Origin of the sequence: Nocardioides campestrisoli, from assembly GCF_013624435.2 — a bacterium.
Taxonomy (GTDB): Bacteria; Actinomycetota; Actinomycetes; order Propionibacteriales; family Nocardioidaceae; genus Nocardioides; species Nocardioides campestrisoli.
In genome coordinates, this window is record NZ_CP061768.1 from 2,467,682 (window position 1) to 2,485,969 (window position 18,288).

General features: G+C 73.5%; 17 protein-coding genes. 5 read left to right on the top strand and 12 right to left on the bottom strand.

Features of this window, described 5'->3' with window-relative positions:
- Positions 1–28: 28 nt before the first annotated feature.
- Positions 29–901: a M56 family metallopeptidase gene (locus H8838_RS11605; RefSeq protein WP_224766092.1), complete on the bottom strand. Its 873-nt coding sequence runs from the start codon at positions 899–901 to the stop codon at positions 29–31.
- Positions 902–947: 46 nt separating this feature from the next.
- Positions 948–1,373, bottom strand: a complete 426-nt coding sequence (locus tag H8838_RS11610) for a BlaI/MecI/CopY family transcriptional regulator (protein ID WP_224766093.1) — start codon at positions 1,371–1,373, stop codon at positions 948–950.
- A gap of 147 nt (positions 1,374–1,520) precedes the next feature.
- Between H8838_RS11610 and H8838_RS11615 the strand changes: the two genes are divergently transcribed.
- Genes H8838_RS11615 through cydD form a run of 3 tightly spaced genes read left to right on the top strand, consistent with a single transcriptional unit; the run spans position 1,521 to position 7,524 of the window.
- On the top strand, positions 1,521–2,963 hold the full coding sequence (locus tag H8838_RS11615) for a cytochrome ubiquinol oxidase subunit I (protein WP_181311229.1): 1,443 nt from the start codon (positions 1,521–1,523) through the stop codon (positions 2,961–2,963).
- Positions 2,964–2,979: 16 nt separating this feature from the next.
- A complete protein-coding gene (gene cydB, locus H8838_RS11620; protein ID WP_181311230.1) occupies positions 2,980–4,005 on the top strand; it encodes a cytochrome d ubiquinol oxidase subunit II in 1,026 nt (341 codons plus the stop codon).
- A 3-nt stretch (positions 4,006–4,008) separates the two neighbouring features.
- Positions 4,009–7,524: a thiol reductant ABC exporter subunit CydD gene (gene cydD, locus H8838_RS11625; RefSeq protein ID WP_185996294.1), complete on the top strand. Its 3,516-nt coding sequence runs from the start codon at positions 4,009–4,011 to the stop codon at positions 7,522–7,524.
- Here the strand turns inward: cydD and H8838_RS11630 are convergent.
- From H8838_RS11630 to H8838_RS11655, 6 genes are all read right to left on the bottom strand, one after another.
- A complete protein-coding gene (locus H8838_RS11630; RefSeq protein WP_185996295.1) occupies positions 7,415–9,106 on the bottom strand; it encodes a ribonuclease J in 1,692 nt (563 codons plus the stop codon). The genes cydD and H8838_RS11630 overlap by 110 nt on opposite strands.
- Positions 9,107–9,114: 8 nt before the next feature.
- Positions 9,115–10,011, bottom strand: a complete 897-nt coding sequence (gene dapA, locus H8838_RS11635) for a 4-hydroxy-tetrahydrodipicolinate synthase (protein WP_181311233.1) — start codon at positions 10,009–10,011, stop codon at positions 9,115–9,117.
- A 66-nt stretch (positions 10,012–10,077) separates the two neighbouring features.
- A complete protein-coding gene (locus H8838_RS11640; RefSeq protein ID WP_185996296.1) occupies positions 10,078–11,004 on the bottom strand; it encodes an LLM class F420-dependent oxidoreductase in 927 nt (308 codons plus the stop codon).
- A 12-nt stretch (positions 11,005–11,016) separates the two neighbouring features.
- Complete coding sequence (locus H8838_RS11645; RefSeq protein WP_185996297.1) at positions 11,017–11,427, bottom strand: NUDIX hydrolase; 411 nt, start codon at positions 11,425–11,427, stop codon at positions 11,017–11,019.
- Positions 11,424–11,942, bottom strand: coding sequence for a dihydrofolate reductase (locus H8838_RS11650; protein ID WP_185996298.1), 519 nt, complete (start codon positions 11,940–11,942; stop codon positions 11,424–11,426). Before H8838_RS11650 ends, H8838_RS11645 begins: the two co-directional genes overlap by 4 nt.
- Positions 11,943–11,952: 10 nt before the next feature.
- Positions 11,953–12,828: a LysR family transcriptional regulator gene (locus H8838_RS11655; RefSeq protein ID WP_185996299.1), complete on the bottom strand. Its 876-nt coding sequence runs from the start codon at positions 12,826–12,828 to the stop codon at positions 11,953–11,955.
- Between the two features lie 77 nt (positions 12,829–12,905).
- On the opposite strand from H8838_RS11655, the gene H8838_RS11660 reads away from it, so the two are divergent.
- Complete coding sequence (locus H8838_RS11660; protein ID WP_181311238.1) at positions 12,906–13,613, top strand: aspartate/glutamate racemase family protein; 708 nt, start codon at positions 12,906–12,908, stop codon at positions 13,611–13,613.
- A 12-nt stretch (positions 13,614–13,625) separates the two neighbouring features.
- On the opposite strand, the gene H8838_RS11665 is transcribed toward H8838_RS11660, so the two are convergent.
- From H8838_RS11665 to gcvT, 4 genes are read right to left on the bottom strand one after another with little or no spacing between them, the layout of a single operon-like run.
- Positions 13,626–14,438 carry a thymidylate synthase gene (locus H8838_RS11665; RefSeq protein ID WP_185996372.1) on the bottom strand — a complete coding sequence of 271 codons (813 nt, stop codon included), beginning with the start codon at positions 14,436–14,438 and terminating at the stop codon, positions 13,626–13,628.
- Positions 14,439–14,456: 18 nt separating this feature from the next.
- Entirely contained in the window at positions 14,457–15,302 is an 846-nt protein-coding gene (locus H8838_RS11670; RefSeq protein WP_185996300.1) for a PhzF family phenazine biosynthesis protein, read from the bottom strand.
- Positions 15,303–15,304: 2 nt separating this feature from the next.
- On the bottom strand, positions 15,305–15,556 hold the full coding sequence (locus H8838_RS11675) for a hypothetical protein (protein ID WP_181311240.1): 252 nt from the start codon (positions 15,554–15,556) through the stop codon (positions 15,305–15,307).
- Position 15,557: 1 nt separating this feature from the next.
- Positions 15,558–16,694 carry a glycine cleavage system aminomethyltransferase GcvT gene (gcvT, locus tag H8838_RS11680; protein WP_185996301.1) on the bottom strand — a complete coding sequence of 379 codons (1,137 nt, stop codon included), beginning with the start codon at positions 16,692–16,694 and terminating at the stop codon, positions 15,558–15,560.
- Positions 16,695–16,757: 63 nt separating this feature from the next.
- On the opposite strand from gcvT, the gene H8838_RS11685 reads away from it, so the two are divergent.
- Positions 16,758–18,287, top strand: a complete 1,530-nt coding sequence (locus H8838_RS11685) for a leucyl aminopeptidase (protein ID WP_224766094.1) — start codon at positions 16,758–16,760, stop codon at positions 18,285–18,287.
- The last annotated feature ends 1 nt before the right edge of the window (position 18,288 follow it).

The window sequence follows — 18,288 nt, forward strand, 5'->3', positions numbered from 1 at the left end:
CCCGTCGGCCGGCGAGTCGGGTGCGGCGTCAGCCGCGCAGACCGAGGAGCCAGGGGGCGACGACCAGGGCGGTGGGCAGCACCAGCACGGCCCACGAGCACAGCACCAGGAGGACCCCCTGGGCGTGCCGGGGGTGCGGGTCAGCGAGCACCCTGACCCGCTCGACCAGGTGCGAGCCGGCCGCGCCCATCGACCCGGCCGGCACCCTGCCCTGGGCCATGGCCAGCAGGGCGGAGCCGAGCTGGTGCGCCCCCCCGACCCTGACGGCCGCCCGGTCGGCGAGGATCTCGACCAGCAGCTGCACCTCCCGGAGCGCGGCGTCGCTGGAGACCCAGCGGGGGAATGCCCGGTGCAGCACGGTGAACGCCTCGAGCACCAGGTCGTGACGGGCCGAGAGGTGCGCGCGCTCGTGGGCGAGCACGGCTGCCAGCTGTGGGCGCTCCAGTCGCTCCAGAGCCGCGGCCGAGACGACCACGCGCGACTTCGCCACTCCGGGCAGGCAGTAGGCCACCGGCACGTCGTGCTCGAGGATGTGCAGGTCCTCCAGCCGTCCGGCGACCAGGTCGATCTGCTCCCGGTGGACCCGGCGCTGGGCTCGCAGGGACGTGCCGACCCGGTGCCCGGAGACCAGGAGCCGGGCGACCACCACCAGCGTGACCGTCAGCGCCAGGGCAGCGACGACCAGGCCCGGCAGGCTCGGCTCCCCGGTCAGGGTGCGGCCGGTCGCCAGGGAGAGCCCGGCTCCCAGGGCCGAGAGCACGGCGGCCAGCGCCACCGCCTGCCACAGGGCCATCGCAGCGAACGGGGTCATCCGCAGCCGCGACGACCTGGCCATCAGTGCCGGGACAGGTCCGGCCAGGGCCCCGGCCAGGAGGCCGAGGACCAGGGGGGTCAGCTCCACGGGTCAGGATCCTAGTGCGTCTCGCACGCCTCGGGCTTCCGGGTCCCTAGCGCGCCTCAGGACCCAGGGCGTCCAGCGCCTTGCGCAGGGCCGCGAGGTCCTCGGGCGACGCCTCCTCCACGAAGGCCACCAGCGCGGGAGCGCGCTCGGTGCTGCCGAGGTCGGCCAGGGTGTCGCGCATGAGGTCGGCGGTCATCTCGGCCCGCGTGGCCTGGGCGCGGTAGCGGTAGGCGCGACCGTCCTTCTCCTGGAGCACCAGCCCCTTGCGTGCCAACCGGTCCATCACCGTCATCACGGTGGTGTACGCGACGTCCCGGGACTCGGCGAGCCGGCCGTGCACCTCACGCACGGTCGCCTCCTCGTCCGCCGGGAGGTCCCAGAGCACGTCCATCACCGCGCGCTCGAGATCGCCCAGGGCGGCCTTGCCCCCGGTCCTGCCTGTCGTGGTCGAGGCCTTCTTCGTCTTTCGCACCCCCCGATCATGACATACGGAGCCACGTAGTACTACTGTCCGCGTACTACGCGATACGTACTACGCATGCCGTACTACATGTCGTAGTATTCGATCGCTCGGCCGCGGGACCCCGCGGTCGCTCTGGTTCAAGCAGACGGAGGCAAGGTGGAAGTCCTCGACATCGCACGGTGGCAGTTCGGCATCATCACCGTGTACCACTTCCTCTTCGTGCCGCTCACGATCGGCCTCACGGCCCTGATCGCCGGCATGGAGACCGCGTGGGTGCGCACCCGCAAAGAGGAGTACCTGCGCCTGACGAAGTTCTTCGGGAAGCTCTTCCTGATCAACTTCGCCCTCGGCGTGGTGACCGGCATCGTCCAGGAGTTCCAGTTCGGGATGAACTGGTCGGACTACTCGCGCTTCGTCGGGGACGTCTTCGGCGCCCCCCTCGCGATCGAGGGGCTGCTCGCCTTCTTCCTCGAGTCCACCTTCCTCGGCCTGTGGATCTTCGGCTGGGACAAGCTCCCCCGCGCCCTGCACGCCGCGTGCATGTGGCTGGTCCACCTCGGCACGCTGGCCTCGGCGTACTTCATCCTGGCGGCCAACAGCTGGATGCAGAACCCGGTGGGCTACACCTACAACGCCGAGAACGGCCGCGCCGAGCTCATCGACTTCTGGGCGGTGATGTTCAACAAGGTCCAGCTCGTCACGTTCCCGCACGTCGTGCTCGCCGCGTACATGACCGCCGGCGCGTTCATGGCCGGCATCGGCGCCTACCTCTACATCAGCAAGCGGCACCGCGACGACCAGCCGCTCTACCGCAAGGCGATCCGGATCGGCGCGGTCACCGCGCTGGTCGCCGGCCTCGGCGTCACCGTCTCCGGGGACATCCAGGGCAAGATCATGACCGAGGTCCAGCCGATGAAGATGGCGGCCGCGGAAGCGCTCTACGACACCACCAGCAAGGCTCCGTTCTCGGTGCTCACCCTCGGCAGCCTCGACGGTTCCGACCCCAAGCACCTGATCGAGGTCCCCGGCCTGCTCTCGTTCCTGGGCACGGGCACCTTCGACGGAGAGGTCCAGGGGATCAACCAGCTGCGCGAGCAGTACGCCGAGCAGTTCGGCCAGGACCCCGGCGCCGCCTACTACCACCCGGGCGACTACGTGCCGGTGATCCCGGTGACCTACTGGTCCTTCCGGTTCATGATGGGCCTCGGCTTCGCCGTCGCGGCGGGCGCCGCGCTGCTGCTGTGGGCCACCAGGCGGGGACGCACCCCGTCCGGCCGCTGGCTGGCGTGGGTCGGGATCGCCCTCCCGGTCGGAGCCGTCGCGGCGAACTCGTTCGGCTGGATCTTCACCGAGATGGGCCGCCAGCCGTGGGCCGTCTTCGGGCTGATGACCACCCAGTCGGCTGTCTCCCCCGGCGTGAGCGTCTTCGAGGCCGCCACGTCCCTGATCGTCCTGACGCTGCTCTACGCCGCCCTCGCGGTGGTCGAGCTCGGCCTGCTGATCAAGTACATCAAGATCGGCGCCGAGCCGTTCTCCGAGCCGCCGGAGGTCCCCGTCGGCGGCGCCGACGACGACCGGCCCATGGCCTTCGCCTACTGAGGGAGAGAGAGACATCATGGAGCTCACCACTGTCTGGTTCGCCCTCATCGCGATCCTCTGGATCGGCTACTTCGCCCTCGAGGGCTTCGACTTCGGGGTCGGCATGCTGCTGCCGGTCCTGGCGAAGGACGAGCGCGAACGCCGCGTCATGTACAACTCGATCGGTCCCACCTGGGACGGCAACGAGGTCTGGGTCCTGGTGGCCGGCGGCGCGACCTTCGCCGCCTTCCCCGAGTGGTACGCCACGCTGTTCAGCGGGTTCTACCTCCCGCTGCTGCTGATCCTGGTCGCGCTGATCATCCGCAACCTCGCCTTCGAGTACCGCGGGAAGAAGGACGACGACACCTGGCGGGCCCGCTGGGACCTGGCCGCGATCGTCGGCTCCTGGCTGCCCGCGGTGCTCTGGGGCGTGGCCTTCGCCAACATCGTCGCCGGTGTGCCGATCGACGCGGAGAAGGAGTTCACCGGCACCCTGTTCACCCTGCTCAACCCGCTGGGTCTGCTGGGCGGACTGGTCACCGCCTCCCTGTTCGCCACGCACGGGGCCCTGTTCATCGCACTGAAGACCGACGGGGAGATCCGGCACCGCGCCCGGGCGCTGGCCGAGCGGCTCGGGCTGCTCTCCGCCGGGCTGGCCGTGCTCTTCATGGTCTGGATCCAGCTCAGGACCGGCGACGTCTCCTCCGCCGTCGCCTTCGCCCTGGCCGCGCTGGCCCTGGTCGCGGCGCTGGTGATGAACCGCGCAGGCCGCGAGGGCTGGGCCTTCACCGGCACCTTCGTCACCATCGCGCTCGCGGTCGGCGGCCTGTTCCTGGCGCTGTTCCCCGACGTGATGCCGTCCACCACCGACGTGGCGTACTCGCTGACCACCACCAACGCGGCGGCCACGGCGTACACGCTCAAGGTGATGACCTGGGTCGCGGTGATCTTCACCCCGATCGTGCTGGGCTACCAGGCGTGGACCTACTGGGTCTTCCGCAAGCGGATCAGCATCGACAGCATCCCCGAGACCGTCGCCCCCGTCGTCCCGAGCGAGCGCTGAGACGTGGCGAAGCCTCTCGACCCGGCCCTCCTGCCGCACCTGCTGCCGGCCCGACGCCCTCTGGCGCTCGGCCTGGTGGCGGGGGCGGCGGGGGGCCTCCTCGCCGTCGCCCAGGCCTTCGCGGTCGGTCACCTGATCGTCCGCCTGGTCACCGGCCTGGGCGCCGACGGATGGGCCGCGGACCTCCGCGGTCCGGCGCTCGCCCTGGCCGTCGTGGTGGTCCTGCGAGCCGTCGCCTCGTACGTCGTGGACGTGACGGGCGCCCGCGCCGCCGCCGTGGTCTCGAGCACGCTGCGGCGCCGGCTGCTGGAGGCGGCCGCCCGCACCGAGCCGACGGCGCTCTCGCGGCACCGGACCGGGGAGCTCACCGCGCTGGCGACCCGCGGCACGGCCGCGGTCGAGCCGTACCTCACGCGCTACCTGCCGTCGCTGGTCCTGGCCGCCGTCCTGCCGGCCGCCACGGTGGCCACGATCTTCTGGCTCGACTGGCTCTCCGGCCTGATCGTGCTGATCACCCTTCCACTGGTGCCGGTCTTCGCGATCCTGATCGGCCTCAACACCCAGGACCGCGCCGACCGCCAGTGGCGCCAGCTCTCCGCCCTCTCGGGCCACTTCCTCGACGTCGTCCGCGGGCTGCCGACCCTGGTGGCGCACCGCCGGGCCGGCGCCCAGAGCCGCTCGATCCGGTCCATCACCGACCGCTACCGGCGCGCCACGCTCGACACCCTCAAGATCGCGTTCGCCTCCTCAGCCGCGCTCGAGCTCATCGCCACCCTCTCCGTCGCCCTGGTCGCCGTGGCGGTGGGCCTGCGGCTCGCCGCCTCCGGGCTCGACTTCGAGACCGCGCTGATCGTGCTGCTGCTGGCGCCCGAGGCCTACTGGCCGCTGCGCCGGGTCGGGGCGGAGTTCCACGCCGCCGCCGAGGGCACGGCCACCTTCCAGGCCGCGACCGAGGTGCTCGACGCCGCTCCCCCGGCCGACGACGCCGGTGCCGCGCCGCTGACCGGCCCGGTCCTCCTGGCCGCCCGCGGCCTCACCTTCACCTACCCCGGGCGCGAGCGCCCCGCCCTGGACTCGCTCGACCTGACGCTGCCGCGCACCGGCCTGGTGGCCGTGGCCGGGCCGTCGGGCGGCGGCAAGTCCACCCTGCTGGCGCTGCTCGCCGGCGAGCTCCGTCCCTCCCGGGGCGAGGTCCTGGTCGACGGCCGCGACCTGGCGCGGATGCCCGGCGCCGCCTGGCGCGCGACTCTCGCCACCGCCCCCCAGCGGCCGTGGCTGACCGCCGGGACGATCGCGGAGAACCTGCGCGTCGGGCGGCCCGGAGCCGACGACTCGGCCCTGTGGGCCGCGCTCGCCTCCGTCGACCTGGACGAGGTGGTCGCCGCGCTGCCGGCCGGCCTGAGCACCCCCCTCGGCGAGGACGGGGCCGGCCTCTCGGCCGGCCAGCGCGCCCGGCTGGGACTCGCCCGGGTGGTGCTCGCCGACCGCCCCGTCGTCCTGCTCGACGAGCCCAGCGCCCACCTCGACGACGCCACCGAGGCCGTCCTGATGCGCACGCTGGTCACCCTGGCCGAGCACGCGCTCGTTGTCGTGGTCGCCCACCGGCCGGCCGTGCTCGAGGTCGCCGACCAGGTCGTGCGGGTCGAGCCCGCCGCCGCCCGCGCTGCCGGGGAGCTGCCCGCCGGGCCCGCCGCGGCGAGCTGCGCCGCGCCTGACGGGACGCCCGTGACGGGCACGAGCACCGGGACGGCCTCGCCCGCCCGGAACGGCGTCCGGTCCGCCGACGCGCTGCCCGAGACGGTCCCCTCCCGGTTCGGCCTGCGCACCGGCACCGCCCTGGGCGCCCTGTCGGTCGCCTCCGGGGTCGCCCTCACCGCCACCGCGGCCTGGCTGATCACCCGGGCCTCGGAGCATCCTCCGGTGCTGATGCTGATGATCGCCATCGTCGGCGTCCGGACCTTCGGCATCGCCCGGCCGGTGCTGCGCTACGCCGAGCGGCTGGTCAGCCACGACGCCGCGCTGCGGCTCCTCGCCGAGCGCCGGGCCCAGGTCTACGACGCGCTCGTCCCGCTGGTGCCCGGACGGCTCGGCCTGCGCCGGGGCGACCTGCTGGCCAGCGTCGTCGACGACGTGGACGCGTTGGTCGACGAGCAGCTCCGGGTGCGCCAGCCCCGGTGGACCGCGCTGCTGGTCAGTCTGCTCGCCGTCGGCCTGGCCACCTGGGCCCACCCGGTCGGCGGAGCGGTGGTCGCGCTCACCTGCCTGGTCGCGGCCGGCGGGCACCTGGTCGCGATGCGCGGGGTCCGCCGCGCCGAGCCACGGTTCGTCCGGGCTCGCGGCGAGGTGGCCACCCGGGTGGAGGGAGTGCTGCACAGCGTGCGGCAGCTCGAGCTCTGGCAGGCCACCGCCGCCGCGCTGGACCGCGTCGACGCGGCAGGCGCCGATCTGGGTGCGGCCGGCACGCGTTCCGTCGCGGCGACCGCCCGGGCACGCGCGCTGGTCGCCGTCGCCTGCGGGACCGCTCCCCTGGTGATGGCCGGCCTGCTGGCCGGGGCGCTCCGGGACGCGCAGCTCTCGCCCGCCATGGCGGCCCTGCTGGTGATGCTGCCGCTCGCGCTGGTCGACGTCTTCACCCCGCTGGCCGACGCCGGCGCCGTGGCGGTGCGCACCCGCGCCGCCGCCGAGCGCCTGGACCGGCTCACCGACCAGGTGCCGGCGGTCCAGGTCGACCCGGAGCCGCTCCCGTTCCCCGACGTCGACCACCCCGCGGGGGCCCTGGACCGGGTCGGCGCGGGCTGGGGCGAGCGCGACGTGGTCACCGACCTCAGCCTGGACCTGGAGCCCGGTCGCCGGGTCGGCCTGGTCGGCCCGAGCGGCACGGGGAAGTCGACGGTGGCGGCCCTGCTCCTGCGCTTCCTCGACCCCACCGCGGGCGAGGTGCGCTGGGAGGGCGTCGCCGCCCGGCGCCTCTCGCCCGACGACGTCCGGGCGCGCGTCGGCCTGGTCGACGACGACCCGTACGTCTTCGGCACCACGGTGGCGGAGAACGTCAGGCTCGCCCGGCCCTCCGCGGACGACGCGGAGGTGCGCGCCGCCCTGGGCAGGGCGCACCTGGGCGACTGGGTGGACTCGCTGCCCGAGGGCATGGCGACGATGGTCGGCGACGGCCACGCGCACGTCTCGGGCGGGGAACGGGCGCGCCTGGCGCTGGCCCGTGCCATCCTCGCCGACCAGCCGGTCCTGGTGCTGGACGAGCCGACCGCTCACCTCGACGCCGACACCGCGCGCGCGGTGACCGAGGAGCTCCTCGAGCACTCGCACCGCACGGTGCTGTGGATCACCCACGGCACGATCGGCCTGGACGCCATGGACACCGTGGTGACCCTGCGTGGTTCGTCGGCGGCGCGGCTCAGGCCTCGATCACCACGGGGACGATCATCGGGCGGCGACGGTGCGCCTTGCTCACCCAGCGCCCCACGACCCGGCGTACCGTCTGCTGGAGCTGGTAGGAGTCGGTGACCCCGTCGGAGACCGCCCGGTCCAGCGCGTCGACGATCGCGGGCTTGACCTCGTCGAAGGTGGAGTCGTCCTCGGCGAAGCCACGGGCGTGGATCTCGGGACCGCCGGAGACCTTCCCGGTCACCGAGTCGACCACCACGATCACCGAGATGAACCCCTCCTCCCCCAGGATCCGTCGGTCCTTGAGCGAGGCCTCGGTGAGGTCGCCGATCGAGGCGCCGTCGACGAAGACGTAGCCGCACTCCACCTTGCCCGCGACGCTGACGGCGCCGTCGACCAGGTCGACGACCACCCCGTCCTCGGCGACCACCACGTGCTCGGCCGGCACGCCCGTGGCCCGGGCCAGGGCGGCGTTGGCGTGCATGTGCCGGATCTCGCCGTGCACCGGCAGCACGTTGCGCGGCCTCACGATGTTGTAGCAGTAGAGCAGCTCGCCGGCGCTGGCGTGCCCGGAGACGTGGACCAGCGCGTTGCCCTTGTGCACGACGTTCGCGCCCCAGCGCGCCAGCCCGTTGATCACCCGGAAGACGGCGTTCTCGTTGCCGGGGATCAGCGAGGAGGCGAGCACGACGGTGTCGCCCTCCTCCAGGTGGACGAAGCTGTGGCTGCGCTGGGCGATCCGGCTCAGCGCCGACAGCGGCTCGCCCTGGGAACCGGTGGAGATGAGCACCTGGCGCTCCGGCGGCAGTGCGGCCAGCTCCTTGACGTCGACCAGCACGCCGGGCGGCACGGTCAGGTAGCCCAGGTCCTGGGCGATCTGCATGTTGCGCACCATCGACCGCCCGACGTAGGCGACCTTCCGGTCGTGCGCCACCGCGGCGTCGAGCGCCTGCTGGACCCGGTGCACGTGGGAGGCGAAGCAGGCGACGATGATCCGCTTCTCGCTGGCGTGGAAGACCCGGTCCAGGACCGGGCCGATCTCGCGCTCGTGGGTGGTGAAGCCCGGCACCTCGGCGTTGGTGGAGTCGGTGAGGAAGAGGTCGACCCCCTCCTCCCCCAGCCGGGCGAAGGCGCGCAGGTCGGTGACCCGGCCGTCGAGCGGCAGCTGGTCCATCTTGAAGTCGCCGGTGTGCAGCACCAGCTGGCCCCCGGCCCGGATCGCCACGGCGAGCGCGTCGGGGATGGAGTGGTTGACCGCGACGAACTCCAGCTCGAACGGGCCGAAGGAGAGCCGGTCCCCCTCGCGCACCCGGTGGTGCACCGTCTCCCTGAGCCGGTGCTCGCGCAGCTTGGAGCCGAGCAGCGCCAGGGTCAGCTCGGAGCCGACCAGCGGGATGTCGCCGCGCTCGCGCAGCAGGTACGGCGTCGCCCCGATGTGGTCCTCGTGCCCGTGCGTCAGCACCAGCGCCTCGACCTGGTCCAGGCGGTCCCGGATCGGGGCGAAGTCGGGAAGGATCAGGTCGACGCCGGGGTGGTTCTCCTCGGGGAAGAGCACCCCGCAGTCGACGATCAGCAGACGGTCCTCGTGCTCGAAGACCGTCATGTTGCGCCCGACCTCGCCCAGGCCGCCGAGCGGGATGACGCGGAGTCCTCCCGGGGTCAGCGGCGCAGGGGTCGTCAGCTCGGGGTGCGGGTGGGACATGCGTCTCCTCAGATCAAGCCGGCTGCGCCCAGACCCTCGCGCAGCGCGGCGTACTCGTCGTCGTCCAGCTCGACCAGCGGCCCGCGGACGTGTCGGTTCTCCAGCACGCCCTGCAGCTGGAGCGCGGCCTTGGCGGTGGTGGCGCCGTAGTTGGGCACCCCCATCACCGCCTCGAAGGCCGGGATGAGCCGGTTGAAGGTGGCCAGCGCCGTGGCATGGTCGCCGGAGAGGAAGCTCTCGATCATGCCGGCGAGCTCACGGCCCGCGACGTGACCGACGACCGAGACCAGCCCGCAGCCCCCGTGCGCCAGGAAGCCCAGGGTGGCCACGTCGTCACCGGAGTAGACCGCGTAGCCCATCTGGGCGAGCCTGCTGGCCCGGACCAGGTCGCCGAGCGCGTCCTTGATCGCCACGACCTGCGGCCAGGTGATCGCCTCGGCCAGCGTCTCGGTCGCGATCGGCAGGCCGGTGCGACCGGGCACGTCGTAGAGCATCACCGGCAGGTCGGTGGCCTCGGCGACCGAGCGGAAGTGGTGCAGCACGCCGCGTTGCGACGGCTTGTTGTAGTACGGCGTGACCAGCAGCACCCCGTCGACGTCGAGCTTCGCCGCGTTGCGCGCGAGCTCGACCGAGTGCGCGGTCGAGTTGGTGCCGACCCCGGCGATCACCGTGGCCCGGTCTCCGACCGCCCCGCGCACGGCGCGCAGGATCTCGGCGTCCTCCTCCACGGTGGTGGTCGGCGACTCCCCGGTGGTCCCGGAGACCACCACCCCGTCGTTGCCGTGCTCGACCAGGTGCGCGGCGATCCGGGCGGTGCCGTCCAGGTCGACGCTGCCGTCGTCCTTGAACGCGGTCGCCATCGCGGTGAGCATGCGGCCGAAGGGGGCGGCGGGAGCGCTGGTCATGACGGCTAGGTTACTGCCCCCGCCGGGCCTGCCCGCGCCCGGTGAGGAGCGACGGGCAGGCGACCCTCACAGCGCCGGGGCGACCCGCTCCGCGACCAGGCGCAGGTGGTCGAGGTCGCTCAGGTCGAGGACCTGCAGGTAGAGCCGCTGGGCGCCCGCCTCGGCGAACGCCAGCGCCTTCTCCACGACCTCCTCGGGAGTCCCGGCCAGACCGTTCTCCCGCAGCTCGGCGGGCTCGCGGCCGATCGCGGCGGCGCGGCGCGAGATCTCGGCCTCGTCCTCGCCGACGCAGAGCACCAGTGCGTTGGACCAGGTCATCGTCGCCGGGTCGCGCTCGATCGCCTCGCAGGCCTGGCGCACCCGGCCGAACTGCTCCCGGGTCTCGGCCAGGTCGACGAAGGGCAGGTTGAACTCGTCGGCGTACCGCGCGGCGAGCGCCGGGGTCCGCTTCTTGCCGCGGCCGCCGATCAGCACCGGCGGGCCGGGCTGCTGCACGGGCTTGGGCAGCGCGGGGCTGTCGGTCAGCGTGTAGTGGTGGCCTTGGTGGGTGAACGTCTCACCCAGCGGGGTGCGCCACAGGCCGGTGACGATGGCCAGCTGCTCCTCGTAGCGGTCGAACCGCTCACGGGTGTCGGGGAACGGGATGCCGTACGCCGTGTGCTCGGCCTCGAACCACCCGGCGCCCAGGCCGAGCTCGATCCGGCCACCGCTCATCTGGTCGACGCCGGCGACCTGGATCGCCAGCACGCCCGGGTGGCGGAAGGTCGCCGAGGTCATCAGGGTGCCGAGGCGGATCGTGCTGGTGTCCCGGGCCAGGCCGGCCAGCGTGGTCCACGCGTCGGTGGGGCCGGGCAGGCCCTCGGTGCCCATGCCGACGTAGTGGTCGGAGCGGAAGAACGCGCCGAAGCCGAGCTTCTCGGCCTCCAGCGCCACCGCGAGCAGGTCGTCGTAGGTAGCCCCCTGCTGGGGCTCGGTGAAGATGCGCAGCTCCATGCCTCCACCTTCTCAGACGACCGGAGGCCCCTCGCTGCCGCCTCCGGCCCGCAGGGCGGGCATGACGTTGTGCTCCAGCATCGGCGCGAGGTCGTCGTACTCCCCGTCCAGCAGGGTCCAGCGCAGCTCGGCGATCTCACCGCCGACCACCGGCTCACCGGTCAGCACGGCGCTGAAGACGGTGGAGTGCAGGGTGTGGCCCGGCTCGTTGGCGGCCTCGGAGACGAACTCGCCGAGCAGTCGCAGGTCGCTGATCGCCAGGCCCACCTCCTCGGCGGTCTCGCGGACCGCGCACTGCGCGGCGCTCTCGCCGGGCTCGGGCTTGCCGCCCACCAGCATGAACCGCGACGTGCCGCGCTTGCGCACCGTGAGCACCGCACCGTCGCGGACGAAGGCGACCGCGGAGACGACGATCGTGTTCATCGCCGCTCCCACCACACCCAGTCGAGATCCTCGCGGGACACCCGCCGGACCTCCCGCCACGCCGACAGGTCGACCTCGGGGAAGAACGCATCACCGGCCGGCTCGTCGTGCACCTCGGTGAGCACCAGATGCGTGGCCACCGGCAGGGTCTGGGCGTAGAGCTCGCCGCCGCCGGCGATCACCGTGTCGCCGGGGAGTCCGCGAGCGGTCTCGAGCGCCTCGTCCACGCTGTGCACCACCCGCACGCGGTCGCGCTGCTCCTCGGTCAGCCCGACAGGGACCCAGGAGCGGTCGCGGGTGAGCACCACCGTGGTCCGTCCGGGCAGCGGGCGACCGATGGAGTCCCAGGTCGCCCGGCCCATCACCAGGGTGTGGCCCAGCGTCTCGGCCTTGAAGTGCCGGAAGTCGTCGGGGAGGTGCCAGGGGATCCGGCCGCGGTCCCCGATCACCCGGTTGCGGCCGTATGCCGCCACGACCACCACACGCGCATCCGGTTCGACCCGCTGATCACCCACGGTCGCGACCCTACCCGGCACCCTCCTGCAGCAACGCGGCCAGCAGCGCGGCCACCGCCGGCACCCGCTCGATGCCGCTGCGGTGCACCACGTGGATGCTGCGCGCGCCCAGCTCGGGCAGGTCGACCACCCGGACCTGAGGGTGGCGGAACGCCTCGAGGGCGGTCTGGGGAAGCACGGCCACGGCCAGGCTCCGCGCGACCAGGGACTGGACCACCACGTAGTCGTCGGTGACGTGCCGGATGCGCGGCTCGAACCCCGCCCGGTCCGCGCAGAGCACCAGGTGCCCGCGGCAGCGCTCGCAGCCGGCGACCCACGCCCGGTCGGCCAGGTCGAGCAGACGGCCAGGCACCGGGTCGGGCCCCTCGGGCAGCACCAGGCGGATCGGGTCCTCGGTGAGCGGCACCGCGACCAGCGCCTCCTCGGTCGGGTCCTCCTGGTAGCCGAAGACCAGGGCGAGGTCCACCGCTCCGCTGCGCACCAGCTCGGTGGCCTCCGGTGGCTCGGCCTCCACCAGGCCGACCTCCACCTCCGGGGCGCGGGCGGCCAGCGCGGCCAGGGCACGTGGCACGATCACCGCCGACCCCGACGGGAACGACGCGAGCCGGGCGGAGCCGGTGCGCAGCTGGGCCAGGTCCTCCAGCTCGGCGGCGGCGGCCTGGAGGTGCGCGGCGACCGCGTCCGCGTGCGCCAGCAGCCGTCGGCCCGCCTCGGTCAGGTCGACGCCGCCCGAGCCGCGCACCAGCAGCGCTCCCCCGACCTCGCGCTCGAGCGTGCGCAGGTGCTGACTGACCGCGGGCTGGGTCCAGCCGAGCTCCCGGGCGCCGGCGCTGATCGACCCGGCACGGGCGACCGTGCGGAAGATGAGCACGCGACGAGGGTCCACCCCCCAAGCATCGCTTATGGGTCCTCGAAGAAGAACGGGAGTTCCTCATGCCCCGCGTCCCGGCACACGATGGCCCCATGACGATTCCCCTCGGCATCCTCGGCGGCATGAGCTGGCACTCGACCGTGGACTACTACACCCACCTCAACGAGGCGGTCGCCCGCGAGCTCGGCGGTCACCACAGCGCCGACCTGCTGCTGGCCTCGGTCGACTTCGGCACCATCCGCGCCATGCAGGTCGCCGGCGACTGGGACGGGGCGGGCCGGCTGCTCGCCGACGCCGCCCGCCGACTGGAGGGCGCGGGCGCCGAGGCCGTGCTGATCGCCACCAACCTCATGCACAAGGTGGCCCCGGCGGTCGAGGCGGCGGTCGACGTGCCGTTGCTGCACATCGGGGACGCCGTCGCCCGGGTCGCGACGCGGGACGGTCTCGGCACCCTGGGCGTGGTGGGCACCCGCTGGGTGATGGAGGAGAGCTTCTACGCCGACCGGCTCGCCCGCCACGGGCTTCGCTGCGTGGTGCCGCCCGCCGAGGCGCGGCACCGGATCGACGAGGTGATCTTCTCCGAGCTGACCCTGGGCGTGGTGCGCGAGGAGTCCCGCGCCGCCTACGCCGCCGTCTTCGCCGAGCTGGCCGAGCAGGGGGCGGAGGCGATCGTGCTGGCCTGCACCGAGATCCAGCTCCTGGTCGGCCCGGAGGACAGCCCGGTCCCGCTGATCGACTCGATGGCCGCGCACGCCGCGTACGCCGCCGACGTGGCGCTGGGCGCCGCCGTCGCCCGCTGACCGGGCAGAGCCTCAGACGGCGATCGGCGCCTTGATCGCCGGGTGCGGGTCGTAGCCCTCCACCCGGACGTGCTCGAGGTCGAAGGCGTCCAGCTCGGTCACCTCGGGGTCGAGCCACAGGCTCGGCAGCGGACGGGGCTCCCGGGTCAGCTGGAGCCGCGCCTGGTCGAGGTGGTTGAGGTAGAGGTGCGCGTCTCCGAGCGTGTGCACGAACTCCCCGACCCGCAGGCCGGTCACCTGGGCGACCATGTGGGTCAGCAGTGCGTACGAGGCGATGTTGAACGGCACGCCCAGGAAGACGTCGCCGCTGCGCTGGTAGAGCTGGCACGACAGCAGCCCGGGGCCGCCGTCGGCGGCCGGGGCGACGTAGAACTGGAACATCGTGTGGCACGGGGCGAGCGCCATCTGCGGGACGTCGGCGACGTTCCACGCGCTGACCACGTGCCGTCGGCTGTCCGGGTCGCGCCGGATCTGCTCGACCACCTGGGCGAGCTGGTCGACGTGTCGGCCGTCCGGGGTGGGCCAGGAGCGCCACTGGTACCCGTAGACCGGACCGAGGTCGCCGTTCTCGTCGGCCCACTCGTCCCAGATGCTGATGTCGCGGTCCTGGAGCCACTTCACGTTGGTGTCGCCGCGGAGGAACCAGAGCAGCTCGCCGAAGACGCTGCGGGTGTGCACCTTCTTGGTGGTGACCAGCGGGAACCCCCGGGCGAGGTCGAAGCGCATCTGGTGACCGAAGACGCTGAGGGTGCCCGTGCCGGTGCGGTCGCCCTTCTGCACGCCCTCGTCCAGGATCCGGCGGAGAAGGTCGTGGTAGGCCTGCATGCGGCTCACCCTAGCGGTCTACCGGGAGAGGTCGACCTCGCCACGCACCACGGTCCGGGTCGCCCCGCCCACCCAGACCTGGTCCTCCTCGCGGCGCACGTGGACCCGCCCGGCCCGCCCCAGCACGGTGCCCTGTGCGGCGACGTACCGGGCGGGGAGACGACCGTCGGCGGTCAGCCACTGGGCCAGTCCCGCGTTGAGGCTGCCGGTGACCGGGTCCTCGCTCATCCCCTTGCCCGCGCAGAAGGCCCGGACCTCGACCTGGGCGCCCACGCGGCCCTGCTCACGGTCCGGGTACGGGCCCAGGACCCCGACGTCCCGGCCGGCGAGCGCGCCCCAGTCCGGGTCCAGCGCCAGCACCGTCTGCGCGGAGTCGAGCAGCAGCCCCAGCCAGCCCGGGCCGTTGTCGACCCAGGCGGCATCGACCAGCTGGCCGGGCTCGAGCCGCAGCGCGGCGGCGATCCTGGTGACCTCCGCCTTCCCGACCGGGCCCGAGCGGACCAGCGGAGGCGCCGCCAGCTCGAGCCGCTCGCCGCGCCGGACCCGGACCAGGCCCGCCGCGCACTCCTGCACGAGCTCGTCGGCGGCTCGCGGCTCGCCGCCCGCCTCCAGCCAGGCGTGGGCACTGCCCAGCGTCGGGTGCCCGGCGAACGGCAGCTCGACGGTGGGGGTGAAGATCCGCACCCGGTAGTCGGCGCCGGGCTGCGTCGGCGGGAGCAGGAACGTGGTCTCGGAGAGGTTGGTCCACCGGGCGAAGGAGGACATCTGCCCCTCGTCCAGGTCGTCCGCGGCGTGCACCACCGCGACCGGGTTCCCCCGGTGCGGCTCGTCGGAGAAGACGTCGACCTGGCTGAAGCGGTGCATGCTCAGGGGTGCAGCGACATCGGGCCGTAGACCGTGCGGTCGCCCTCGAGCAGGGTCACCGCGTCGACGCCCTGCTCGGCGAGCTCGGCCCAGATCTCCCCCACCCACGACTCGGCGTCCGCCTGGCTGGCGAACTGCTGGCCGGCGTACTCGTCGGTGACAGCCACCTCGGCGCCGGTGGAGTCCAGCAGGGCCCAGTGCCACGGCTGCTCGGCGGGTCGGGGGGTGAAGTGTGCGGGCTGGTCAGGCAACATGTCAGTCCTCCCGGACGGTGGGGTGCACAAACGGTGGGCGGACCAGCCGGAAGATCTCGCGGCGTCCGCGGACGTCCACCCCGACCTCGGCGTCCTCGGCCACGGCGACCGGGACCAGCGCCAGACCGATGCCCTGGCGCAGCGTGGGGCTGAACGTCCCGGAGGTGACCTGGCAGAGCGGGACGTCGGGCAGCAGGCTGACCGTCATGCCCGGGCGGGGGATCGCCCGCCCGGTGGCGAGCAGTCCCCGCAGCAGCCGGCGCGGTCCCTGCTCCTTCTGGGCCAGCAGCGCGGCGCGTCCCCAGAAGGACTCCTTTCGCCAGCCGACCGCCCAGCCCAGGCGCGCCTCGACCGGGGTCACGTCGGGGCCGATGTCCTGGCCGTGCAGCGGGTAGCCCATCTCGGTCCGCAGGGTGTCGCGGGCCCCGAGCCCGCAGGGGGTCGCGCCCAGCTCGGCGCCGGCGGCCATCAGGGCGTCCCAGACCTCCACCGCCCGCTCGCTGCCCACGACCAGCTCGTAGCCGCGCTCACCGGTGTAGCCGGTGCGGCACACCACGACCGGCGACTCCGGGTCCTCGCGCCACCCGGTCTCCACGAACGACATGTAGGGGTGCCCGGCCGGTAGGCCGACGGCGCGGAGCAGCTCGTCGGAGGCGGGGCCCTGGACGGCGAGCACGGCGTAGTCGGTGTGCTGGTCGGTGACCCGCACACCGTCGGGGGCCGAGGCCGAGAGCCGGCGCGCCACCTCGGCGGCGTTGGCGGCGTTGGGCACCAGCAGCACGTTCTCGTCGTCGCGCCGGTACGCGATCAGGTCGTCGACGACGCCGCCGGTGGCCTCGTCGCAGCACAACGTGTACTGCGCCTGCCCCGCCCCGATCCGGTCGAGGTCGTTGGTCAGGGTCGCGTTCACGTACGCCGCGGCGCCCGGGCCGCTGACCAGCACCTTGCCGAGGTGGGAGACGTCGAAGACGCCGACGGCCTCGCGCACGCTCGTGTGCTCCTTGACCACCCCGGTCGGGTAGTCCAACGGCATCGACCACCCGCCGAACGCCCCGAACTTGGCCCCCAGCTCCTCGTGCCGCTGGTGGAGCGGCGAGCGGTGCAGGGGCGACGCGAGATGGTCTGCCGAGGTGGCCATGCCGGGAACCTACCGCAGTGCCGGCACGCGGACCCGGAGACCCGGGCTGGCTATCCTGCCCGGGTGACGACGACCTACACGCTCAGCAAGGCCAGCCCCGCCAAGACCCGAGCCGACGCCGTGGTGGTGGGCGTCCTCCAGTCGGACAAGGGCCCCGTGCTGGCTCCGGGGGGCGAGGACGTCGGTGCCGCGTTCGGACGCAAGCTGCGCCCGATGCTCTCCTCGCTGGGCGTGACCGGGAAGGCCGGGGAAGCCGTGCGCGTCCCCACCGCGGGCACCCTCAACGCCCCGGTGCTGCTCCTGGTCGGACTGGGCGCGAACGTCGACCGGGTCTCCGTGCGACGCGCCGCCGGCGTCGCCGCCCGCACGGTGCGCAACGACGCCTCGGTAGCGCTCGCCCTGCCCGCCGACGACGCCGACCTGGTGGCGGCCGCGACCGCCGGGTTCCGCCTGGGCGGCTACACGTTCACCACCTACCGCTCGGAGTCCAAGGACGACAGCCCGGCCGACCTGGTGGTGCTCAGCCCGCTGGCCCGGGACGAGGCGGTCCGCACCGCCTTCGACGAGGCCCGCGTGGTCGCCGACGCCGTGGCCACCACCCGGGACTGGGTCAACGAGCCGCCCGGGCAGTTCACGCCCGAGCTCTTCGCCGACGCCGTCACCGCGGGCCACGCCCGGCTGACCAAGGGCCGCGGCGCACCCCAGGTCACCCTCGAGGTGATGGACCAGGACCGACTCGCCCAGCTCGGCTGCGGCGGGATCCTCGGCGTGGGCGCCGGCTCGGACGCTCCGCCGCGCCTGGTCAAGATCTCCTACGAGCCCCCGGCGGCCACCACCCACCTGGCCCTGGTCGGCAAGGGCATCACCTTCGACTCCGGCGGCCTGACCATCAAGCCCTCGAGCAGCATGGGCACGATGAAGTCCGACATGGCGGGCGCCGCCGCCGTCATCCAGGCCACCTTCGCGATCGCCGCGCTGGGCCTGCCGATCCGGGTCACCACCTGGGCGCCGATGGCGGAGAACATGGTCTCCGGCTCCTCGATCCGTCCCGGCGACGTGCTGACCATCCGGGGCGGGCGCACCGTGGAGGTGCTCAACACCGACGCCGAGGGCCGGCTGGTGCTCGCCGACGCCCTGGTCCTGGCCGGCGAGGAGGAGCCCGACCTGGTGGTCGACGTCGCCACCCTGACCGGGCACATGGTGCTTGCGCTCGGCGACAAGGTCTGCGGGGTCCTGGGCACCGACGACGTCGTCGAGCAGGTCCTCGACGCGGGACGACGGGCCGGCGAGGCGGCCTGGCCGATGCCCATCCCCGAGGAGATGTCGGAGCGGATCCGCAGCAGCAAGGTCGCCGACCTGGCACAGCACGACTGGGTCCGGTGGGGTGGAGGCCTGTACGCCGCCGCGTTCCTGCGCGAGTTCACCGAGGGCCGCCCGTGGGCCCACCTCGACATCGCCGGCCCCTCGTTCAACTCCGGAGGCCCCTTCGGCGACTGGACCTCGGGCGGCACCGGCTTCGGCGTGGCCACCCTGGTCGAGCTCGCTCGCGCCCTGGCCACCCCCGACGCCGACCCTGCCGGCTCCGGCGACTGAG